The organism is Peribacillus sp. R9-11 (assembly GCF_031345095.1).
GTDB lineage: Bacteria > Bacillota > Bacilli > Bacillales > DSM-1321 > Peribacillus > Peribacillus butanolivorans.
In genome coordinates, this window is the sequence record NZ_CP133763.1 from 3,858,579 (window position 1) to 3,880,781 (window position 22,203).

Genomic DNA, 22,203 nt, shown 5'->3' on the forward strand with positions numbered 1-22,203 from the left:
TCTTGAGCAAAATTCAAAGGGAATTTCAAAAGGGGTCCGGAATTAAAACATTCCGAACCCCTTTTGTCTACAAACTGAGCCCGAGATATAATCTCGGACTTCTTCTAATTATGCGCGTGATACGTATGAACCTTCGTTTGTATTGATCAATAATTTGTCACCTTGATTGATGAAGAATGGCACTTGAACTGAAAGGCCTGTTTCAAGTACAGCTGATTTTGTTCCACCTGAAGATGTATCGCCTTTAATACCAGGCTCTGTTTCTGCAACTTCAAGTTCAACTGTGTTAGGAAGCTCGACACCAAGTGTTTCGGCTTGGAAAGTCATAATATGCACTTCCATATTTTCTTTTAGGAATTTTAATTCGCGTTCAATACTTGAAGCTGGTAGCTCGATTTGGTCGTAAGTTTCGTTATCCATAAAGACATGGCTGTCTCCACTTGCATAAAGGTACTGCATTTTGCGGTTTTCAATATGTGCTTTCGCCACTTTTTCACCCGCACGGAATGTTTTCTCTTGGATGGATCCTGTACGAAGATTACGAAGCTTAGAACGTACAAAGGCAGCGCCTTTACCTGGTTTAACATGTTGGAACTCGATAACCTGCCAAATTCCATTATCTACTTCAATTGTAACACCTGTGCGAAAATCGTTTACAGAAATCATAAAATTGTCCTCCTACATGTACATGTTTACAGAATGATTAACTCTTTTGATGAATGTGTAAGTGCTTCGTTACCTTCTATTGTAACGATTGTATCATCTTCAATCCGTACTCCGCCAACTCCCGGTAAATAAATACCCGGCTCAACGGTAACAGCCATACCTGGTTCTAGAATGATATCAGACCTCAAGGATAATGCTGGACCTTCATGAACTTCAAGACCAATTCCATGTCCTGTTGAATGTCCAAAATACTGTCCAAATCCTTTTTCTTCAATTAAATTACGAGTTAGTGCATCCGCTTCCCTGCCTGTCATCCCAGGTTTTATCCCGGCCATGCCACGCAGTTGCGCTTCTAAAACAATGTCATAAATATTAATAAGTTCTTCACTTGGCTGGCCAACTGCTAATGTCCGAGTTATATCAGACACATACCCGTTATAGTACGCCCCATAATCTAATGTGACAAAATCGCCTTTTTCAATGATTTTATTCGTAGCCACTCCGTGCGGAAGAGCAGATCTTTTCCCAGAAGCAACAATAATATCAAAGGAAGAAGAGGTGGCCCCTTGTTTCCTCATAAAGAATTCAAGCTCATTGGACACATCCAGCTCTGAAATTCCTGGGCGCATAAAATCCAGAATATGTGTAAAGGCAGCATCAGCAATAGCAGCCGCTTCCTTTAATATCTTAATCTCTGATGAGGTCTTTATCAAGCGTAAATTCTCAATTACTCCCGACACCGGCAAAAGTTGTCCTTCAATGACCTTTTCGTATGCTTTATATGTCGCAAAAGTCAGATGATCTTGCTCAAAGCCGAGTATGCTTATATTCATCTCTTTAGCCTGTTTACCGACTTCTTCAATAATTGTCCCCTTGTGTTGAACAATTTCAAAGTCTGCTGCCTGCTTGCCCGCTTGTTCTACGTATCTGAAATCAGTAATGAATTTAGCTTCTTTTTGGGAAATTAAAACAACACCGGCACTTCCAGTAAAATTGGTCATGAATCGGCGGTTATATGTACTGGTAATCAAAAAACCATCAATGCCCACCTTTTCCATTGAGGCTCTTAAACGTTTCAGATTATTCATTTTATTTCTCCCCCTTTGCAATCTTTGTAATCGCCTGCAAAGCCAATTCATATCCGTGTATCCCCAAGCCGACAATCTGTCCCGCCGACACCGGTGCGGTAACTGATTCATGCCGAAAGCTTTCACGGGCATGGATGTTCGAAATATGTACTTCCACAACTGGAACATCAATTCCGGCAATTGCATCGCGAATCGCATAGCTATAATGAGTAAATGCTCCTGGATTAATAATAATCCCGTCTATCCCATGATCTTCTGACCAATGGAGCTTATCGATAATCGCTCCTTCATGGTTAGATTGAAAACAAGTGATTTCCACATTTAACCCTTGAGCCTGCTGTTGTAATAGAGTTTCCACATCCAAAAGCGTCGAAGACCCATAATGCGCAGGCTCACGTTTCCCTAAGCGATTTAAATTCGGACCGTTAATTAATAAGATTTTTGTCATTATCAAACACCTGCTCATAATTAAAAGAATGCTTTCCATGAACATTCTATCATAATTACAAATTGTCTTACTACTTTTTTACAACCCAGGCGTTCAGCTTCTCGACTGATTTTCAGCACCTTTATTATTATGACGAATATATTCCTGATGGTCGTAAGAAATAGAATATCCGACAAAAAGACCGTATAAAATAAAAATACAGATACTGGTTATAATGGACTTTGACGACATTTCCGAAAAGGATGGCAAATCAGAGAACATCGGTTTTAAGACAAATATCAGCAAAGCCCAGCAAACCGCACCAAAAAAAACACCTGAAAGAATACTTTTCATTTTTCTAAAAAGTCCATAGTATATTAAAGCAATCCCCACGGACAGAATTCCGAAGACGAGCATGGTCATCACCGTACCAAGCCAGCGATCGATCCATGTCATATTCGACCAAGAAGTAAGTATAAATTTGGGGCTAAACTCCATAAAATTAAAATAATGTGCTATTATTCCGGCAAAACTGGCAAGGAGCCCTCCAACAAAACCGATAGCTAATACATTGTTGATTAACATGATTCTATTTTCCTGTTGATTTTGTCCTTTTTCATTAGAAGACATATCAAACACCTCCGCTACGTAGTATGCCCTTTGTTAAATAGAACTATTTTATTTTATCCGTAGTGAGGAGATTTACTAGAGGTTTTTGGATTTATTCTGTATGATAAAAACATAAATAATGTGCTTTTTTCAGAGGATTATGTCCATCCTCTGTTGAATTTTATATGTACACAGGATACTTCTTTCCTGCGATTCATCATTCATAAAGTATTTGCAAGGATTAGTCCTCCATTTATTCGTCCCTTGATCTTTGAGAGGGGCGGTTCTATAGGGCCTTATACCTTGTGAATACTTGATAATAAACATGATAGCACCCATGAGAGAGCTACGTGAATAACTATTAGGTTGGTGTAGAAATGTCTGAGGTTCAAAAACCTGTTTATGGAGGGCAGGCTGTAGTGGAAGGCGTCATGTTTGGCGGCAAACACCATACAGTCACTGCTGTCCGCCGCAAAGATTCAACGATTGTGTATTACCATATACCGCGTGAATCCAAGCCTGCTGTCAATCGCTTAAAAAAAATACCGTTTTTACGGGGAATTGTCTCACTGATTCAGTCGAGCGCTACCGGCTCAAAACATCTAAACTTTTCCACAGAGCAGTATGAAGAAGAAGGCGGGGAAAAGATAGAAGAAAAGAAAACAGAAACAAAGGAATCTTCAAAACTAAGTGTATGGCTTGGAGTTGCCGTAATCGGGGTACTTTCCTTCTTATTTGGTAAATTGCTGTTTACACTGATTCCAGTCTTTCTTGCAGCATTAACAAGACCTATTTTTCCTGGTCATATGGCTCAGGTTTTAATGGAAAGCTTGTTTAAGTTGATATTACTGCTCATTTACATTTACCTAGTATCCATGACACCATTAATCAAGCGAGTCTTTCAATATCACGGTGCAGAGCATAAAGTGATTAATTGTTTTGAAAGCGGGAAAGAATTGACTGTCGCCAATGTGCAGGCAAGTTCACGGCTTCATTATCGTTGCGGTAGCAGCTTTATTTTATTTACTGTCATTGTTGGTATGTTTGTCTATATGCTCGTCCCAATCGACCCTTTATGGCTACGTGTCGTGGATCGAGTGTTACTTATTCCCGTCGTGCTTGGCATTTCCTTCGAGGTATTGCAGTTGACAAACAAAGTGAGAGATATTCCAGTTCTGCGTTACCTTGGTTATCCTGGACTTTGGCTTCAATTATTGACTACAAAAGCTCCTTCCGACGATCAGGTCGAAGTCGCATTGGCTTCCTTTCATGAACTGTTAAGGTTGGAAAAAAGGACGGAAAAAGGTTTAGAAACGGATGTTATTGTGTAAAACATCTATCACAATATGATTATGAAAAATCATATACTAAACAAAGAGAATAATCTTCATTTTTTCAAATATTTTACATGAATAATGTTTAAAATAAGCTAAAAATGCTTATGATGCTCTTAAGGAGGTGTCTTTGTTGAAACGTTTCATATCATTCATGATATACGGAATCATCGCCCTCGGAGTCCTCGGACTAATGAGCCGACTGTTTAATGACCCGATTGGCTTTTTTAGAAACATTCTTATAATTGCCATTGTCGCAGGGATTATTTATATGATTTATACCGGATTAACAAAGGGAAAACCAGTAAAAAAAGAGCAACAGGCATTTCGAAAGGCTGCACGCCAATCGAAAAAAAGGCTAAAGAACCGAACTTCGAAAAAGGATAATGTGGCTAGCTTCTCTGCAGCAAAATCGTCTAAAAAAATAAAAGTGCGAAAGAAATCAGATAGTCACTTAACCGTCATCGAAGGGAAAAAGAATAAAAAGAAAAATCGGGCTTCTTTTTAAGAGCCCGATTTTTCTTTTTTAATATGTCCAATGCTTTAAGAATTCTTTAGTAAACTGACGACCACGATTCATTAACTCTCCTTTTTTTTCATCATTCAAGTTGAAATCCATAGCGGAGATCCCCTTCATCGGGATAAATACAATATTCTGAACATGTTTCTTGGAAATATAACGTGCATCATGGGCATCTTTCATCGTCTTGAATAGTGCTGAGAACAATTCAACCGCATTATCCACTTCATGCGGCTTCCATATCTCATCTGCACTAAGACGTAAGCCTATGACTGGTCGTTCCTTTCTTACATGGTCTGAATTAAATAACCACATTGGAAAATTGCTTAACACGCCTCCATCAACAAATAGAAACGTACTTTTCCCAACATTCAGCTTTACTGGTTCAAAGAAATATGGAATACTACAACTCATTCTTACCGCCTTGGCCACTGGAAAAGTGCTTGGATCGATTCCATAGTTCGGTAACTCATCAGGAAGCACTACCAATTTCCCATGTGTAATATCAGAGGTAATAATACGGAGAGAATTTGGTGGAACATCATTAAAGGTGACTACATTCCTTTCTGCTAGTTTACCCGCAACCCAATTTTCCAAGGCCTCCCCTTTATATAAACCTAATTTCCAATAAACAAGTAGCCACTTGGCAAGTGGGATAGGCAAAAGGCCCCGCCTCTTATCCAACAGGCTACTTAATTCTATATCAAGAAAAACCTCTTCCATTTCTTTTCCTGTATAACCTGCAGCTAAAAAAGCTGCTATAATTGAGCCTGCACTCGTTCCAGCTGTCCTTTTAAATACAAATCCACGTTCCTCCAATTCCTGCAGGGCTCCTACTAAACCATATGCCTTAATCCCGCCTCCGGAAAAAACGCCGTCAATAATCATTGCTGCCCTCCTCTATTCCGGTCTTTACATTTTTAAGCAGGATTAGAGCGATTTATGACTGATTTATATAGAAACAACCTTTCATCAGGTAAAATACTGAATTTCCGATTTTGGGAAAAACTTCGCTATATACCCTCGGATAGTTGATTCAAGTTCTGCTGCTTCTTCAGTTTGATACACATATTTCCCAATGCCATAGCGACCCCATTTATATTTCCGTTTCGTTTCATCAAGTTCCAATTTTGTTTTAGGGTAATTTTTTTGAATCACTTTTTTTGCAGGACCAGTAAACCTATGCTGGATTAACTCAAAAGTTAAATCAGGAATATCCACCCCTTCTAATGCCTCACTTAACCGCTCGAATAGTTCAAAGTAGCCTTCCTTCCATGCTTCATGACGATATATTGGTGCAACGATAAAACCTAATGGGTATCCTGCACCTGCTACCTTGCGTGCCGCTTCCATTCTTTCCTCAAAGCTCGAAGTTCCAGGCTCAAAATTCTTGATCACGTAACGTGAATTAATACTAAACCGAAATCTTGTTTTCCCATTATGTTCGGCATCCAATAGATGATCGACATGATGAAATTTAGTTACAAATCGGAGAACACCGTTTTCACTTTTACCAAAATATTCAATGGCCCTTTTTAATGAATGTGTCAAATGGTCAATGCCGACAATATCAGAAGTACATGCCGCCTCGAAGCGGGTAATTTCAGGTTTTCTTTCGTTTATATATTTTTCAGCTGCTTCGAAAATCTCATCAAGATTCACGTATGTCCTAATGTATGGTTTTGTACCTAGCGTCGTCTGTAAATAACAATAGTGACAGTGACCCATACACCCAGTAGCAAGCGGGATAGCATATTCTGCAGATGGCTTAGACGAGTCGAACTTCAACGTTTTCCTGATTCCCACAACCAGCGTCGACTTGGCGACACGATATTTTTGCAAATCATTATCCCCAGGTAAATCTCTAATTTGATTATGTGAAGTGGTTTCACGGATCTCAATATTCATATCCTCAAATTTCTTTTTTAATTCTCGGCCAAGCGGGTATTCCAGTGCTCTTGGCTCAATATATACTAGCTGTGGGATAAATGGTTTCATATACTTCTCCATTCTTTTTCGGATTTGTTCATACTTTTATTCAAACTAGACAATCTAACTTATAAGGATAGTTTTTCTTAATTTAATTATCCTCATGATTGATTCTAATTGGTAAATTCAAGTATGGGAGATGTGATATGACTAAAAAGCAAGACTTCTTGGCAAATGGAATGGGTAAACAAGTAATTACCGTACAAACAGATAATAAATTTCCCAATCCCCGGAATGTCCCTGGAGACTCTGTCGATGAATACTCGGTGTTAAAGGATGGAAACCAATACTTGGCCGAAAAGGAAATTGCCCAACAAAATGAAAATGGCTGACAAATGAATGCAGAAGAGAAGACCGAATCCTAAGACTCGGTCTTCTCTTCTGCATTCATTTTCATTGTATTTTCTTTAAGGAGTTTAAACGCAAGGAAAAGCAAGATTATACCAAATACTCCGGCAATAATATAACTTATATTTAAATAGTTTTTCATTAACACTGACATGAGTGGTGGTCCTGCTGCAACACCAATAAATCGTGCAGAACTATAGAAAGAGGAAATTGTTCCCCGCTGTGTCTTTTCAATATTTTCAGTAATGAGCGCATCCAAAGTTGGAAGCATGGCACCAATCGCGATTCCTAATACACTTGTTATTATAAGCAGCAACACAATTTTTTCCTTCGTATAGCCAACAAAAACTATACTTCCTGACATTAATATTAAGCTAATCAATATAATCCTTCTCATCAACGGTATGCTTCCTTTTATCTTCCTTCCCGCCACATAAGAGGAGATACATAAGAAGAACAAAGGGATCGCCAAGACAAAGCCTTTTTTAATGCCTTTTAAATCATGTAATTTTTCTAGACTTTCCGATAAAAAAAATAGCACTGCAAAAAGAACAAGCATGACAAAAACGCCCAATAGGAATACAACGGAAAGCCACTTTCCTCCCTCCTCAAAGGTTACTTTCGTTTTATTTAAAAATTCTTTGAACTTTATTGGTGCATGATTATTCTTCGGTACTTTTATAAAGAAAAAAACGAGAACAATCGAAATTAAACTAAAAAAGGAAATAGAAAAGAACGGTAAAAACCAAATAAGTGAAGCGAATAAGGATCCTAAAATCGGACTTAACACTTTCCCGAAGGTATTCGATGTTTCAATTATGCCTAAACAGGAACTTGTTTTCTCATCATCAGCTTTATAAAGGTCGCCTACTAACGGCAAGACGATTGGAGTTGCCCCAGCCGCACCAATCCCTTGTAGAACGCGGCCCAAGATAATCCAGGTATACGGATTGTCCATCTTCCAGGAAACAAAACCAGCAATCAAACCACCTATCAAAGCTAAAATCAGGCTGGGTAGGATAACTTTTTTCCTTCCAATGCGATCAGACAAGTAACCTGCTACTGGAATTAGAAAAATGGAAGCGATTGAATAACTGGTGATTATCATACTCGACTGAAAGGATGTTATGTTCACTTTTTCTTCAAAAACCGGCAACACCGGAATAAGCATAGAATTTCCTAGTGTCATGACGAGCGGAATCGAAGCCATGCTTACAATACACCAAGCACTTACCTTCGTATTATCGCATTTCTGATTTTCCATTCATACACCCCATCATAGTTAATACATTGTAGTTTAACCATATATAAAGAAAAGCTTTCACGAAAATGAATAACAATTAATAGTTTACAGACCAATAAAAGGTAACATTTAAAATTTCAAAATATTGAATACACTCTTAGATTTGCAAAAAAAAGCCGTTAAGATCAGCTTTTCAGCTATACCTTAACGACTTTCTTAAATCAAGCTTATAGGCCGCATTTTAATTGTGCGCCACAATTCGTGCATGTATTACATCCGCCCATTTCCTGAACTTCACCTTTACGGCAAACAGGACAGGTGTTACCTACTTCCGACCCAATCGTAACATTCGTCGAACGCAGTTCATTTATCGTATCAACCAATACGACTTTTTTCTTTTCTTCCACATCTGTTAATTCATCCATTTCAAGTTGCTCATCCATTTGATTTTCTTCCGCTTTAAGCGTAAGAACCTGACTGTCACGGCTTCCATCTACATATACCGTACCGCCTTTTGCTCCGCCTTTGTATAGACGTTCATATACTTTTTCTACTTGTTCAACGGTATATCCTTTAGGAGCGTTAACCGTTTTACTAATCGAACTGTCAATCCAGCGTTGAATAATGCATTGAACGTCAGCATGTGCTTCAGGAGCCAATTCCATTGCAGAAATGAACCATTTCGGAAGCTTTTCTGGATCCGCTTTTGGATGACGATCCAAGTATTCCTGTACGATGTCAGCCTTAACCTCAATGAATTTACCAAGACGACCGCTACGGAAATAGGTGAAAGAGAAATATGGTTCAAGACCAGTTGATACCCCAACCATCGTACCTGTACTGCCTGTAGGAGCAACTGTCAATAAATGAGAATTACGGATGCCATGTGCAGCAACACTTTCTCTGATATCTTCTGGCATTTTTTCCATAAACCCGGTTTGAGTGAAACGCGTTCTAAGCTCATTCGTTTCTTCATCAGTTGACCCGATTAGGAACGGGAAACTGCCCTTTTCTTTAGCAAGGTCTACTGAAGTCCTGTAAGCTGTAGTTGCAATCGTTTCAAACACCTTGTCTACCAGGATATTCCCTTCTTCAGATCCGTACTCCGTTTCACAATAGATTAACAAATCATGCAGACCCATAACACCAAGACCAACCCGTCTCTCGCCGAGTGCTTGTTTCTTGTTTTCATCTAAGAAGTAAGGGGTCGCGTCAATGACGTTATCCTGCATACGCACACCCACTTCTACGGTCTGCTTAAGTTTCTCAAAGTTAACTGTTTTGTTATCTTTATCAGCCATTTCTGCTAAATTTACAGCTGCTAGGTTACACACAGAGTATGGAGCCAGTGGCTGTTCACCACATGGGTTCGTTGCTACAACTTGTTGTCCGTATGCTTTTGCATTTGTCATCTCGTTAGCATTATCAATAAAGAAAATACCCGGCTCTGCAGAATAAGTAGCACAAATATTAATTAAGTTCCAAAGCTCTTTAGCTCGGATTTTACGGTAAACACGGACTTTGCGGCCCATTTTTTCCCACTCACGTACATCACCGACATTGTGCCATTCTTCATTATAAATCGCCATTTCTTCAGCATTATAGCTTTCAACATCCGGGAAACGCAATTCATATTCGCCATCTTGTTCGGCAGCTTCCATAAATTCCTTAGTCAAGCAAATCGAGATATTGGCGCCTGTTAGAAAATCGGCATTATGGACACTGTACGTTCCGCCTGTACGAACCTTTTCCTCGGCCTCTCTAATGATTTTCTCGTTAAATCCGCCTAAACCCGGAATCTCTTTATAGTTGATGATACCTTGGTACATAGCCGTTTCCTGTTCGGTATGCGGAGTGAATTTTAATTTATCTGTAGCGTACTTTTTGATGGTTTCATCTTTTGTGTTTTCCACTAAGTAGCGAAGAATCCGTGGATTTTGCATTTTCGAAATAATGAACTCAGCAATATCTGGATGCCAATCCGCAAGCATAATCATTTGTGCACCGCGTCTGCTTCCGCCCTGTTCAACAAGATGGGTCAATTTCGCAATATCATCAAGCCATGAAACTGAACCGGAGGATTTTCCATTTACCCCTTTTGCCAATGTATTTCTTGGACGAAGTGTCGATCCGTTCGTACCTACACCGCCTCCGCGGCTCATGATTTCCATGACTTGCTTTCTATGTTCGGAAATTCCTTCGCGTGAATCCGGAACAAATGGCATTACATAGCAATTAAAATAAGTAACATCCGTGTTAGAACCGGCTCCATATAATACACGTCCTGCTGGGACAAAATTAAGGTTCTTTAATTCTTCATAGAACTTATTGAACCATTCCGTTCTTTTTTCCTCAGTCTTTTCCACTGAAGCCAATCCCGTTGCATTACGTTTTGCAATTTGTTCATAGTATATTTCAAGCGGCTTTTCAATGATATCAAGCGGTCGATTTACAATCCCCGTTGCCACTTCTTCCGGGTTATCTAATGCTCCGCGAAATTCATCATCCACTAATACCTTAGCTTTTTTCGTTTCCCAATCTATTTCAACGATGTAACCAAGACCCCGTGCAGGGAATTTCGGATCTTCCTTAATCGTCAATACTACAAAATCGCCAGTCGAGAGCGTAATTTTTTCAGTATCCTTAAAAGAATAGCGGTCAAGCATAACTAGACGGGACACGCCTTTATGCGTCATTTTCATATCAGCTGTTACAGGATGGACCTGGGGAAATAAAGAAATATCCTTATTCAACCTTTCTAGATCAACCTTTAAAGCTTCTTTTATTACAACCGACATAATTCCCTCTCCTTTATATGTTTCAAGATCCGTTCTTGCTGCAAAAATTTATATGTAGTCTTACATGTCCGTTTCGCTTAACAAGTTACCCTAAATTTATCATAGCGAAACTCAAAAATCAATATATAGTGTCGTAATAAATATTTCGACTACTATATATTGTGTTTGTGTTGATTAACTTTTAATTTTGTCAAACGATAAATCAATTAATATAGTTAGTAAAAGGGAGGAAAATGTCGATTTATAATAATTTTTCATCAGATTTCAATTAATTTGAACCTTGCTTTTTCCCTGTCCTTGTTAGTGCTTATCGTTGCAAGGAAAAGCTTATTTGTTTGCAAAAATCTGAAAAAACATTTTTATTATCTGTTCTAATTATCCTGCTTCTTCTATCTCAAAAAATTCCATTCATCGCTTTCATATTTGCTTTCTGCAATGGCTTTCACTTCCAGCAATTGCTGTTCAGTGAGGACGTATGGCTCTAATTCGATCGAAAGTCCATCGGCAAAACCTTTTTCAAAAGCATCTTTTGCTTCTGGGATGGTAATCTTTCTTCCGGCAATGTCATTTATGGCCACGGCTTTGTTTTTTAAGTTTTTTTGCATTCTCTCTTTAACCCTGTCATTTGAGAATTTAAACACGCTAAAGAGCTTTTCATCATCAAGTTCAAGTAAAATGGCCCCGTGTTGAAGGATGACGCCCTTTTGCCTTGTTTGTGCACTGCCAGCTACCTTACGGCCCTCAACGACCAATTCATACCAGCTTGGCGCATCAAAACAGACGGAAGACTTGGGTGCTTTTAAAGCCGCTTTCTCCTGATCGGTTCGAGGTACAGCAAAATAAGCATCCAATCCAAGATTCCTGAACCCCATTAATATTCCTTCAGAAATAACTCGATATGCCTCAGTAACAGTAGTAGGCATTCCCGGATAGGATTCTGGGACAATTACGCTATAAGTCAATTCATGTTCGTGCAGTACAGCACGTCCTCCTGTTGGTCTGCGAACAAAACCGAGGCCCTGCCTTTTAACTTCTTCTATATCAATTTCAGATTCTGCCTTTTGAAAATAACCAATCGACAATGTAGCTGGGTCCCAACCGTAAAAGCGGATAATCGGTGGTATTTCCCCTTTACTCTGCCAGTTTAAAAGAGCTTCGTCCATCGCCATATTAAAAGCCGGTGAACAATATCCAGAATCTATAAATCCCCATTTTTCTTTTGTCATCCTTACCCCTCATTTCATGTAGACTGTTTAAAAGTAAGTCAGTAATTCCGTCATAAAAAAACTCACATTTAGTAGTTTAACAGACTTTAACACTCTAAAAAAGAAAGTACCATTAAGTCGATAAAGAATTTTACGAAAATATTTTTTGATTATTAGTTAAAGCAATTATATAATAAAGATTGTCTGTATTCGTTAGGTAGAAGGGAGTTTTTATGTTTGGAATTATTATATACACTGCTCATCATCATAGGAGTGGTTATTGCGTATTCACTTTTTAATTGGTACCGCCAGCGTAAAATCGTTAAAACGTTAACACAGGATGAATTTATTGCTAACTACAGAAAAGTACAACTAATCGATGTGCGGGAACCAAATGAATTTGATAATGGTCATATCTTAGGCGCAAGAAACATCCCTATGACTCAAATGAAAACACGCCTGGTCGAAATTAGGCCGGACAAGCCTGTATACTTGTACGCTCAAAGCGAAATCATCAGCGGAAGAGCTGCAGCCATGCTATACAAAAAAGGCTACAAAGAACTGTTTCACCTAAAAGGCGGTTTCAAAATGTGGACCGGTAAAATTAAAGCAAAGAAATAAGAACCCATCTCCGCATGGGCTCTTTTTAATTAAAAAGCTATCATACTAAAAATTGAAATGAAATGCCGTCTTAAAGCTTATTATGTCTTATTGTATATTCATTTCCAGCTGGTCATTCTCTATACATATAATGAATAAAAATCCCCGCTCAGATGGCGGGGATTTTTATTTAGGCTATTAAGCTTGATAACGGAGGACTGGTTTTCTTGCAGCAAGCGTTTCATCCAGCCTTTTAATAACTGTTGTATGTGGCGCTTCCTGTACGATCTCCGGAGTTTCTTCCGCTTCCTTAGCTATCTGAATCATCGCATCAATGAACGCGTCGAGAGTTTCCTTTGACTCCGTTTCAGTCGGTTCTATCATCATTCCTTCTTCCACGTTCAACGGGAAGTAAATAGTAGGTGGATGATAGCCGAAGTCTAGTAATCTTTTGGCAATATCGAGTGTTCGGACGCCCAACTTCTTTTGCCGGCGGCCACTAAGCACAAACTCATGCTTACAATGGCGATTATATGGTAAATCAAAATATGGTTCCAACCTACGCATCATATAATTCGCATTGATGACCGCATTCTCCGTGACAGCCCTAAGACCATCAGGACCCATAGAACGAATGTACGTATAAGCCCTCACATTTATTCCGAAGTTTCCGTAATAAGGTTTAACTCTTCCGATGGATTGCGGGCGATCATAATCCAGCATAAATTGCTCATCTCGTTTGACCACGAGTGGTTTAGGCAAGTAGGGAATCAAATCCGATTTTACTCCGACAGGACCAGATCCCGGGCCACCGCCACCATGTGGACCTGTAAATGTTTTATGGAGATTTAAATGGACCACATCAAAGCCCATATCACCTGGACGGGCTTTAGATAGGACTGCATTAAGATTGGCTCCGTCATAATAAAGCTTCCCACCAGCATCGTGGACAAGTTTTGCCATTTCCAAAATATTCTCTTCAAACAATCCTAATGTATTGGGATTCGTCAGCATTAAAGCCGCTGTATCCGAACCTACCACGCGCTTTAAATCTTCAAGGTCAACTAAGCCATTTTCATCTGATTTTACCGTAATCGTTTCGAGCCCCGCAACAGTGGCGGAAGCTGGATTCGTACCGTGTGCCGAATCAGGAACTATCACTTTCGTCCGTGCTGTATCGCCGTTTGCTTCATGGAAGGCACGAATCATCATTAATCCTGTCCATTCACCATGTGCACCTGCTGCTGGCTGTAAGGTCACTTGATCCATCCCTGTGATTTCTGTTAAATGTTCTTGCAAGTCAAATAATAGTTCCAAGGCTCCCTGTACAGTCGCCGGATCTTGATATGGATGGATATGGGCGAAACCGTTAAAACGCGCCACATTTTCATTTATCTTCGGGTTATACTTCATCGTACAAGAACCGAGTGGATAAAAGCCCGAATCCACCCCGTGATTCCGTTTGGAAAGAGCTGTATAATGACGCATGATATCTAATTCCGATACTTCTGGAAGCTCAGCCTCTTCTTGACGGATGTATTCGGCAGGAAAAATCTCTTCAAGTGAAATTTCTTCAACATCCATTTCCGGTAGACTGTACCCTATTCGACCGGACGTACTGATTTCAAAAATGAGTGATTGATCTTGATTATTCATGTTGATCCCCCAATTCCTGCGCAAGTGCATCAATTTCTTCTTTTGTTCTAAGTTCTGTTACAGCCACAAGCATATGGTCTTTCAGCTGTGGATAAACAGTCCCTAAGTCGAAGCCGCCGATAATTTCTTTTTCAAAAAGACTTTGATTAATTTCTTGGTAAGATGCCGGCAGTTTAATGACAAATTCATTAAACGATGGTCCCTCAAACACCACTTCTATTCCTTTTTCCTTTATAGCTTTTTTCGCATAATAGGCTTTTTGAATATTATTCACTGCCATTTCTTTGACACCCTTTTTCCCAAGTGCGGTCATCGCAACAGAAGCTGCCAAAGCATTTAACGCCTGATTGGAACAAATATTGGATGTGGCCTTGTCACGACGAATGTGTTGCTCACGAGCTTGAAGCGTCAGCACAAATCCCCGTTTACCATCTTCATCCACTGTTTGCCCGACGAGACGGCCTGGCACTTTACGAACAAGTTTGTTCGTGACCGCAAAGTATCCGCAATGCGGTCCGCCAAAAGCTGCTGGAATACCGAATGGCTGAGCATCGCCTGTTACGATATCAGCACCAAGGGCACCTGGAGGGGTCAATGCACCTAGTGCAAGCGGGTTACTCGAAACGATAAACATGGATTTCACATCATGAATGATTTCTTCCATTTCTTTCAACGGTTCAATACGTCCAAAGAAGTTTGGATATTGCACAATGACTCCCGCAATATCGTCTTTCGCCAATTCCTTTAAGGCAGCTAGATCTGTCACACCATCTTTAAATGGAATTTCAATGACTTCCACTCGCTGACCTTTCGCATACGTCTTAACGACTTCTCTTGATTCAGGATGTACTGCCGCTGAAATTAGAATTTTCTTACGTCGTGTATGACCGGATGCAAGCATCGCTGCTTCCGCTAATGCCGTCCCTCCGTCATACATGGAGGAGTTGGCTACATCCATGCCTGTCATTTCACAAATCATCGTTTGATATTCAAAAATGGCCTGAAGCTCCCCCTGTGAAATTTCTGGCTGATAAGGGGTGTAGGCTGTATAAAACTCCGAGCGGGAAAGAACATGATCAACGATGACCGGTGAATAATGGTCATACACGCCCGCACCAAGAAAGGAAGCATAGTTTTTAAGATCAGCATTCTTAGAAGCAAGTTTTGATAATTCTTTCATTAAGGCTGGCTCTGATTTAGCTGGTTTAATGTCATATTCGCCTTGAAAGCGGACACTTTCAGGAATATCGTTGAAAAGGTTCTCAACAGAAGGGACCCCTATTACCTCCAGCATTTGTTGTTTATCCTGCTCTGTCATGGGTAAGTAACGATGTTTCATCTTAATGACCATTCCTCTCTATTTACGTGGTTTTTTATAAAAAGGTGTTTGTATAATAACAGCTTTCAATCGTTTTGAACGAATTTCCACTTCGACTTCAGAATTCATCACCGAAAAGTCTTTATCGATAAGTACCAATCCTACATTTTTCTTCAATGTTGGTGATTGAGTGCCAGTCGTAACTTCACCAATGACTTTATCCCCACTGTATACCTTATAGCCATGACGAGGAATGCCGCGGTCAATCATTTCAATTCCGACAAGCTTACGTTGTGCCCCTTTTTCCTTTTGTTCAGTAAGAACGGCTTTCCCGAAAAAGTCGGCTTCCTTATCCACTTTAACCGCAAAACCAATCCCGGCTTCAATTGGGGTAATATCCGGTGAAAGCTCCTGTCCATAAAGCGGAAGTTTAGCTTCAAAGCGGAGTGTGTCACGTGCCCCTAAACCTATCGGCTGTATCCCTTCTTCTTTTCCTGCATCTAGAATAGCTCTCCAAAGGGCCGGGCCATTTTCACTGTTGCTATATATTTCAAAACCATCTTCACCCGTATATCCTGTACGTGAAACCATCGTGGAAAGCCCATTTATCAGGACATTTTCCTTGAATTTAAAAAAGCCAATTTCACTCAAAAGTGTATCATTAGATAGTTTTTGTAATATTTTCTCTGCCAAAGGTCCCTGCAGTGCCAACTGTGTATAATCGCTTGATACATCCGAAAGTTGGACATCCTCTGAACAATTAGCTTGTAGCCAGTTAAAATCTTTTTCTGTATTGGCGGCATTGACCACGAGCAGATAGTCGTCTTCTGCCTTTTTATAAATGATAAGATCGTCAACAGTACCGCCGTTTTCATAACACATAGCCGTATAAATTGCTCCGCCCTGTTTTAGCTTTGATACATCATTGGTCATCATTTTTTGTAAAAAGGCAAGACTCCCTGGGCCCTTCACATCAACCTCACCCATATGGGAAACATCAAATAAGCCAGCTTTTGTACGAACTGCTTCATGTTCGTCCTTGATACCCGAAAATTGGACAGGAAGTTCCCAGCCGCCAAAATCGATCGTTTTTCCTCCGTATTCACGATAAACCTCAAATAGTGGTGTTCTTTTTAAATTGGTCAAAAAATGACCCCCCTTAGATTTTTTAGATTTACTTTGCTCACTTTTCTAAAAGCTTCTTTCCATTTTGTCAGATCTTCTTATACTTCTCAGCCTGATTCATAATGTGGAAAAAAGGGCACAAAAAAGGACAGAGAAAGCCCTAAAGAGCTTTTTCTCTGTCCTGAAACCTGAAAGTTTACCTATATAATAGGTTTTCCCCTTTGGTGGCCGTCCTGCAACGAGCGGCGCTCTCCAGAGTTGCGTCCAATAAGAGTTCTTTTGCCTGAGAGATTCACTGCTAAGTTTGCTCCTTCGGCGCTACATTCGTAGTCTCTCCCCTTATCTTCACCCGCATATAAATGTGTCTCCACCAATTAGGAAAGTAATTAATCCTACTGATAGTTAGTAAAACCTCTGTGCATTTACAAAATGCTTTCTCTACCAACTCTCCTTAAAACTTCAGAACTTAATGAATGATCTCTAGTCTGTTAATCTGGGATAAAGTAAGAGGCGGTTGCCCATACTATGAAAAACATGAACTACATTCATCTTTTAAGCGTTTTGGGAAATTGGAATTTTCTAAATATACTTACATCCTACCTTAAGAAACTTTTCTCTGCAATATCTTTTACAGAGAAATATTTTTCTTACTTCACATATAAAATGTTCGGGTTTCAACCTTAAATAAGAAAATTATGATTTTAGAAGGAGTAGTTTCAATGAAAATTAATATATCCTTCAGTTCTGATTGGAATGACGAGTTTCTACAAAAGATGGAAAATGACGGTCCATGGGGTAATTGGGAGCTTTATAAATTGGCTGTTCAAATGGAAGAAAACCTCATTATTCCTGATTTTGAAGGTTTACAGGCACCCAAGCATCTTCCACAGCTCACCCCGCTTCCCCACCAATTGGAAGCGGCAAAGCAGGTAGTTGAAAAGATGAATGGAAAAGCCATTTTAGCTGATGAAGTAGGTCTCGGGAAAACAATCGAAGCTGGCTTGATTCTAAAAGAATATATGATCCGTGGTCTTGTTAAAAAAGTATTAATTCTTGTCCCCGCTTCACTTGTAAGTCAATGGGCTTTTGAATTGAATACCAAGTTTCATATTCCGGCTGTTGTTCAAAGAAAAAGCTATGTGTGGGAATCATGCGATGTTGTTATATCATCCATTGATACAGCGAAACGAGCTCCCCATCGAGATATCATTTTTAATCAGCAATATGACTTTATCATTATTGATGAGGCTCATAAACTTAAAAATAATAAAACGAAGAACTATGAATTTGTCCAAAATCTGAAAAAGAAATTTTGTTTATTGCTGACAGCTACGCCAATTCAAAATAAAGTCGAAGAAATTTTCCATCTTGTTTCGTTATTGAAACCGGGACACTTGGGAAATGCAACACTCTTTTCTGAGAAATATAAAGGCAAAGGCCGAAATGTTATTGAGGATGAGCACCTAAAGGAACTCGTCAACACTGTTATGATTCGGAACCGACGGGCTGATACTGGAATTGAATGGACAAAAAGGCAGGTGGAAACAATCATCATTGAATTTTCTCCAACTGAACAAGCCTTGTACGACGCTGTTTCCAAATTTAAGCCTATTTCAGATGGATCGAAGGGAAGTTCTTTTTCAGCACTCACCCTCCAAAGAGAAGCATGCAGCAGCAGAGAAGCCGTTTTTTATACATTGAAAAACATGAAAGCCAAATATGAACAGCCTTCCCCTGACTTTTTAGCAAAGCTAGATGAGCTGTTTGAGAAGGTAAATGAAACAGAACAAAACTCCAAGGCTGAAAAAGCTTTAGAACTCATCAAGAAAATTGATGACAAAGTGATTATCTTTACCGAATACAGAGCCACTCAGCTATATTTACAATGGTATTTACAACAGAATGGAATTTCCTCAGTTCCCTTCCGCGGCGGCTTTAAGCGTGGAAAAAAAGACTGGATGAGAGAATTATTCCAAAAGCAGATTCAAGTTTTAATTGCTACCGAAGCCGGTGGGGAAGGAATAAACCTTCAATTTTGCCACCACTTGATTAATTTTGACCTGCCATGGAATCCAATGAGACTTGAACAAAGAATTGGACGGATTCACCGACTTGGCCAGGAAGAAGATGTCATGATATATAACTTTGCAACGAAAAATACAGTTGAAGAACATATTTTGAAATTATTATATGAAAAAATCCATTTGTTTGAAAAAGTAATTGGTGAATTGGATGATATTTTAACGAAGCTGGATATTACCAACATCGAAGAATATTTAATTGACGTGGTCGGCGAGTCCCGAACTGAGGGTGAAATGAAAATCAAGATGGATAATTTTTCATCGATGATTCAATTCGCTCAAACTATGAAGGAAGGTGAGATTCATGCAGCAACAGGAAATTCATGATTTTTTAATAACTTTCTTTGAAGCTAATGATTGTGAAGTACTAGAGAATGCCCCATCCCATATCACTGTTCAACTGACGATTGAAATGGATAAAGAGTTAATGAACCGTCCCTTTTATTGGCATTATCTTGAAAAAACGGGCGGGATTCCAAACCCAGCCCAGATTACTTTCATTACTAATCCTGATCAGGCTCCACCCAATATGAAAGGAGAACGAATTCACTTTGGTTCGCCCCGTCTCCATCAAATTATCGAATCAACAAAAAGGCTGGCTGGATATACTAGACTTTTCGAGGATACACTCCCCTCAAATGGTCGCCATAATCCATTGTTCCCCTGGCTTACACTAAATGTTAAAATATCTTATCAATGTGATCGAAAAAAAGATACCTTTATGTCTGTTGGATTGAATTTAATCTCCGGGGAGATCATGGAAGGATTTCACAATCGTGTTTTACCGGTTAAAGTCACCCCAAAGATACCGGATTACTCCTTCACCCTCTCACCATTAATCATGCCAAAGAGTGGGTTAGCAAGACTTGATACATATATCCGAACCAGCTTCGAGAACGATGACCATTCTTGGGCGGAAGAAGCCATGGAGCGCTGGCAGAATGACTTAAATTTATTGGAGCATTTTTATAAGGATATGGATGAAAAAAGCGAAAGTTATTTCACTGAAAAACAGGCATTACAGGCCCAATATGAGCCAAATATCCTAATATCAATCATCAATGGCGGTTTATTTTACTTATCAGATAGAGCGTTAGGATAAATGGATCTATTTTTTCAGAAATGATTTCTCTACTACAACCGCCTAGCTAGGTTTTTCCTGACTAAACAAAAAAAAACAGATGTCCAAAAGCTTAGGACATCTGTTTTCTTTTTTTGATTTTTTTTCTTACAAACATCGACAAAGCGAAAGGGACAATACCAAACCAGTGGGACACACCAGTATTTTTATCCTCGTTCCGATGACGACGTTTTTCTTTCCGTTCTTTCTTGGTCAAATTAAAATATTCGACAAGCTGCTGTGTAAGATATTTGATATAAGCGTTAGTAGACATACAATATCACCCTAAATAAAGTATGCCCTGCTTATGCTTCTTTTATTCTTTCTAGTTTACCCGAGATGGTTACTATTTGGGCCTGCTTGTTGTATCGATGGTAAGTTCTCCACTTCCATTTAGGGGAAGCCTGACATTAGTCTAATCATTCCGTTCGATACCCCATTCACAGTCAGCCAAAAACGTTTTCATCCTTCCTGAATCCGCACCATCAGGTTGCCTTCATACGTGTTATACGGACTGTTTTTCTATCCATTCTACAACTCTACCTAACTCTTTGTCATATTGAATAATGATTCTACCAACTCGGTTATCTTTAGTCGAGGAAGCAAATTCAATAAAGGCATAACGGGCATCTTGTTTCGTTAATATATAATGGACATCACCATTGGGATATGAGATATCCCCCTGAAGGTTCTTCGGTATATCTTCACCCCATCCAGCTGTTACCTCATTAACGGCTAGATGCACTAAATGATCGGCCACAAGCGTTTCTTCCACTTCTTTATAAAATTTTTTATCGATGACAAATTGATCGATCATTAATATCGTGAACATGATAAAAACACTCGCTACAATCATGACCATCGGGAAAACGACCCCTTTTTGATTATTCATCAACTTTCGTCTCACTTTTAAAGAAAGGATGAAACCTGCGAATAACAGTATTCCCTGCTTTATCCGTTATATTTAACACAATGACGTTACCATCCTTCTCAACCTTAAATTTTGAAATGTTCTGCAGGATGACCTCATGACCTTTTCCATTCACTCGCCTGCGGAGCTTATCTTCATATTGTTCAATAAAAGATAACTGGTCACCTGAAAGTAAATATAATTTATTTTCTATTACATCCTGACTTTTAGCACCCCTGACCTCCTGTTGCATTTGCATCGTAAAGATCTCCCACTCTTTAGGATGCAATTTGTCTTTTGATTCCAACTGTGTGTGAATAATTGAAAAAAGTTGTAAGATGAAAATAGAGGTGGTCATTAATATCATTAAAGAAAAAAGCATTTCAATTATTGTAAAGCCATCATTTTTTCGCAGCATCACAAATGGATTCTGATTTACCCACTTCATTTTCATATCGTACACATCCTTCAATCATACCTGGGAAATCCTTCTGTTCCTTCCATGTTAGTTCATACAATCTTTTCTGATAATGGATTTCCTGGTCGACAGCATTTACCTCCCCATCCATGAAGGCAGTCAATCTTTCATATAACAAATAGTGGGCTTCTGTCCTTAAGACAACATTTTTCCGATTGGTCATTATCTCCTCAAGTATCGGCAGAATCGAAATGACCAAGACTATACAAATCGAAAAAGCGGCTATCATTTCTAAGTAGACGTAACCTCTACTGTTTCTCAATCCTAAACCTCCCTTTACCGATATTAAGGATTAACTTGTACTTCCCTTTTGTCGTATCAATCATCATCGTCCCTGCTTTTGAAGCATTTCCATACTGATTAAAATGAAACGTAAGTCCTAATGTTCCACTTAAGAACTGTATATCCTTTGGTATGCTTCTCTCAAGCACAACCCCCTCCTTATAGGATGTTACCGTGTAAATCCTATTCGTATTATCCATATGAAGGTAAATCAGACTTTCATGGCTGATGGCATACTGCTGCGCATAGAAAATGTCCTCTTTCAATTGAGAAATGAAAATCTTATTTTCCATTCCTTTAATAAAGCTTGGATATAAATTTAGACCGATGCCACTTAGCAGTACAAAAATAACGAGGACGATGAGGGTTTCTGACAGGGTATAACCTCCACAGGAAGGCCGCACAA

23 protein-coding genes and 1 riboswitch are annotated in these 22,203 nt (G+C 39.3%); of the genes, 6 read left to right on the forward strand and 17 right to left on the reverse strand.

Features of this window, described 5'->3' with window-relative positions:
• Positions 1 to 108: 108 nt before the first annotated feature.
• The 4 genes from efp to RE409_RS18720 all read right to left on the reverse strand — a co-directional run bounded on the left by efp (position 109) and on the right by RE409_RS18720 (position 2,811).
• Positions 109 to 666 carry an elongation factor P gene (gene efp / locus RE409_RS18705; protein WP_034308328.1) on the reverse strand — a complete coding sequence of 186 codons (558 nt, stop codon included), beginning with the start codon at positions 664 to 666 and terminating at the stop codon, positions 109 to 111.
• A gap of 26 nt (positions 667 to 692) precedes the next feature.
• Positions 693 to 1,754: a M24 family metallopeptidase gene (locus RE409_RS18710; protein ID WP_098176752.1), complete on the reverse strand. Its 1,062-nt coding sequence runs from the start codon at positions 1,752 to 1,754 to the stop codon at positions 693 to 695.
• 1 nt (position 1,755) lies between these two features.
• A complete protein-coding gene (aroQ, locus tag RE409_RS18715; RefSeq protein ID WP_056526000.1) occupies positions 1,756 to 2,202 on the reverse strand; it encodes a type II 3-dehydroquinate dehydratase in 447 nt (148 codons plus the stop codon).
• A 93-nt stretch (positions 2,203 to 2,295) separates the two neighbouring features.
• Complete coding sequence (locus RE409_RS18720) at positions 2,296 to 2,811, reverse strand: YqhR family membrane protein (protein ID WP_201223663.1); 516 nt, start codon at positions 2,809 to 2,811, stop codon at positions 2,296 to 2,298.
• A 356-nt stretch (positions 2,812 to 3,167) separates the two neighbouring features.
• On the opposite strand from RE409_RS18720, the gene RE409_RS18725 reads away from it, so the two are divergent.
• Complete coding sequence (locus RE409_RS18725) at positions 3,168 to 4,121, forward strand: DUF1385 domain-containing protein (protein ID WP_056526006.1); 954 nt, start codon at positions 3,168 to 3,170, stop codon at positions 4,119 to 4,121.
• Between the two features lie 136 nt (positions 4,122 to 4,257).
• Positions 4,258 to 4,632: an SA1362 family protein gene (locus RE409_RS18730; protein ID WP_053346927.1), complete on the forward strand. Its 375-nt coding sequence runs from the start codon at positions 4,258 to 4,260 to the stop codon at positions 4,630 to 4,632.
• Between the two features lie 18 nt (positions 4,633 to 4,650).
• On the opposite strand, the gene RE409_RS18735 is transcribed toward RE409_RS18730, so the two are convergent.
• Positions 4,651 to 5,532, reverse strand: coding sequence for a patatin-like phospholipase family protein (locus RE409_RS18735; RefSeq protein ID WP_201223662.1), 882 nt, complete (start codon positions 5,530 to 5,532; stop codon positions 4,651 to 4,653).
• 84 nt (positions 5,533 to 5,616) lie between these two features.
• Positions 5,617 to 6,642 carry a spore photoproduct lyase gene (gene splB / locus RE409_RS18740; RefSeq protein WP_201187945.1) on the reverse strand — a complete coding sequence of 342 codons (1,026 nt, stop codon included), beginning with the start codon at positions 6,640 to 6,642 and terminating at the stop codon, positions 5,617 to 5,619.
• 137 nt (positions 6,643 to 6,779) lie between these two features.
• Here splB and RE409_RS18745 point away from each other — a divergent pair, with 137 nt between their 5' ends.
• Entirely contained in the window at positions 6,780 to 6,965 is a 186-nt protein-coding gene (locus tag RE409_RS18745) for a hypothetical protein (protein ID WP_201223661.1), read from the forward strand.
• 29 nt (positions 6,966 to 6,994) lie between these two features.
• Here RE409_RS18745 and RE409_RS18750 read toward each other — a convergent pair whose 3' ends face one another.
• From RE409_RS18750 to RE409_RS18760, 3 genes are all read right to left on the reverse strand, one after another.
• Complete coding sequence (locus tag RE409_RS18750; RefSeq protein WP_201185785.1) at positions 6,995 to 8,245, reverse strand: MFS transporter; 1,251 nt, start codon at positions 8,243 to 8,245, stop codon at positions 6,995 to 6,997.
• A 206-nt stretch (positions 8,246 to 8,451) separates the two neighbouring features.
• Positions 8,452 to 11,022, reverse strand: a complete 2,571-nt coding sequence (locus RE409_RS18755) for a vitamin B12-dependent ribonucleotide reductase (RefSeq protein WP_201223660.1) — start codon at positions 11,020 to 11,022, stop codon at positions 8,452 to 8,454.
• Positions 11,023 to 11,411: 389 nt separating this feature from the next.
• Positions 11,412 to 12,248, reverse strand: a complete 837-nt coding sequence (locus RE409_RS18760) for a lipoate--protein ligase family protein (protein WP_201185787.1) — start codon at positions 12,246 to 12,248, stop codon at positions 11,412 to 11,414.
• 216 nt (positions 12,249 to 12,464) lie between these two features.
• On the opposite strand from RE409_RS18760, the gene RE409_RS18765 reads away from it, so the two are divergent.
• Positions 12,465 to 12,848 carry a rhodanese-like domain-containing protein gene (locus RE409_RS18765; RefSeq protein ID WP_053346934.1) on the forward strand — a complete coding sequence of 128 codons (384 nt, stop codon included), beginning with the start codon at positions 12,465 to 12,467 and terminating at the stop codon, positions 12,846 to 12,848.
• Between the two features lie 177 nt (positions 12,849 to 13,025).
• On the opposite strand, the gene gcvPB is transcribed toward RE409_RS18765, so the two are convergent.
• Genes gcvPB through gcvT form a run of 3 tightly spaced genes read right to left on the reverse strand, consistent with a single transcriptional unit; the run spans position 13,026 to position 16,947 of the window.
• Positions 13,026 to 14,483 carry an aminomethyl-transferring glycine dehydrogenase subunit GcvPB gene (gcvPB, locus tag RE409_RS18770; protein WP_201223658.1) on the reverse strand — a complete coding sequence of 486 codons (1,458 nt, stop codon included), beginning with the start codon at positions 14,481 to 14,483 and terminating at the stop codon, positions 13,026 to 13,028.
• Entirely contained in the window at positions 14,476 to 15,822 is a 1,347-nt protein-coding gene (gcvPA, locus tag RE409_RS18775; protein ID WP_201185789.1) for an aminomethyl-transferring glycine dehydrogenase subunit GcvPA, read from the reverse strand. Before gcvPA ends, gcvPB begins: the two co-directional genes overlap by 8 nt.
• A gap of 18 nt (positions 15,823 to 15,840) precedes the next feature.
• Entirely contained in the window at positions 15,841 to 16,947 is a 1,107-nt protein-coding gene (gene gcvT, locus RE409_RS18780) for a glycine cleavage system aminomethyltransferase GcvT (protein WP_201250675.1), read from the reverse strand.
• A 240-nt stretch (positions 16,948 to 17,187) separates the two neighbouring features.
• Positions 17,188 to 17,275, reverse strand: a riboswitch (glycine riboswitch).
• A 370-nt stretch (positions 17,276 to 17,645) separates the two neighbouring features.
• Between gcvT and RE409_RS18785 the strand changes: the two genes are divergently transcribed.
• Together RE409_RS18785 and RE409_RS18790 are read left to right on the forward strand one after the other, a co-directional pair.
• Positions 17,646 to 19,334, forward strand: coding sequence for a DEAD/DEAH box helicase (locus RE409_RS18785; protein WP_190271218.1), 1,689 nt, complete (start codon positions 17,646 to 17,648; stop codon positions 19,332 to 19,334).
• Positions 19,312 to 20,109 (forward strand): YqhG family protein, encoded by a 798-nt coding sequence (locus RE409_RS18790; protein ID WP_201223654.1) that lies wholly within the window; start codon positions 19,312 to 19,314, stop codon positions 20,107 to 20,109. The genes RE409_RS18785 and RE409_RS18790 overlap by 23 nt, the downstream gene beginning before the upstream one ends.
• Positions 20,110 to 20,200: 91 nt before the next feature.
• Here the strand turns inward: RE409_RS18790 and RE409_RS18795 are convergent, their stop codons facing one another.
• From RE409_RS18795 to comGD, 5 genes are all read right to left on the reverse strand, one after another.
• The gene (locus tag RE409_RS18795) at positions 20,201 to 20,401 is read right to left on the reverse strand and encodes a YqzE family protein (RefSeq protein ID WP_309557885.1); all 201 of its coding nucleotides are present in this window, start codon (positions 20,399 to 20,401) and stop codon (positions 20,201 to 20,203) included.
• Between the two features lie 231 nt (positions 20,402 to 20,632).
• The gene (gene comGG / locus RE409_RS18800; protein WP_056526035.1) at positions 20,633 to 21,019 is read right to left on the reverse strand and encodes a competence type IV pilus minor pilin ComGG; all 387 of its coding nucleotides are present in this window, start codon (positions 21,017 to 21,019) and stop codon (positions 20,633 to 20,635) included.
• Positions 21,012 to 21,491 (reverse strand): competence type IV pilus minor pilin ComGF, encoded by a 480-nt coding sequence (comGF, locus tag RE409_RS18805; protein WP_116820708.1) that lies wholly within the window; start codon positions 21,489 to 21,491, stop codon positions 21,012 to 21,014. Before comGF ends, comGG begins: the two co-directional genes overlap by 8 nt.
• Positions 21,439 to 21,777, reverse strand: coding sequence for a hypothetical protein (locus tag RE409_RS18810; protein ID WP_056526040.1), 339 nt, complete (start codon positions 21,775 to 21,777; stop codon positions 21,439 to 21,441). The genes comGF and RE409_RS18810 overlap by 53 nt, the downstream gene beginning before the upstream one ends.
• Positions 21,764 to 22,201 carry a competence type IV pilus minor pilin ComGD gene (gene comGD / locus RE409_RS18815; protein WP_309559290.1) on the reverse strand — a complete coding sequence of 146 codons (438 nt, stop codon included), beginning with the start codon at positions 22,199 to 22,201 and terminating at the stop codon, positions 21,764 to 21,766. The genes RE409_RS18810 and comGD overlap by 14 nt, the downstream gene beginning before the upstream one ends.
• Between the last annotated feature and the right edge of the window lie 2 nt (positions 22,202 to 22,203).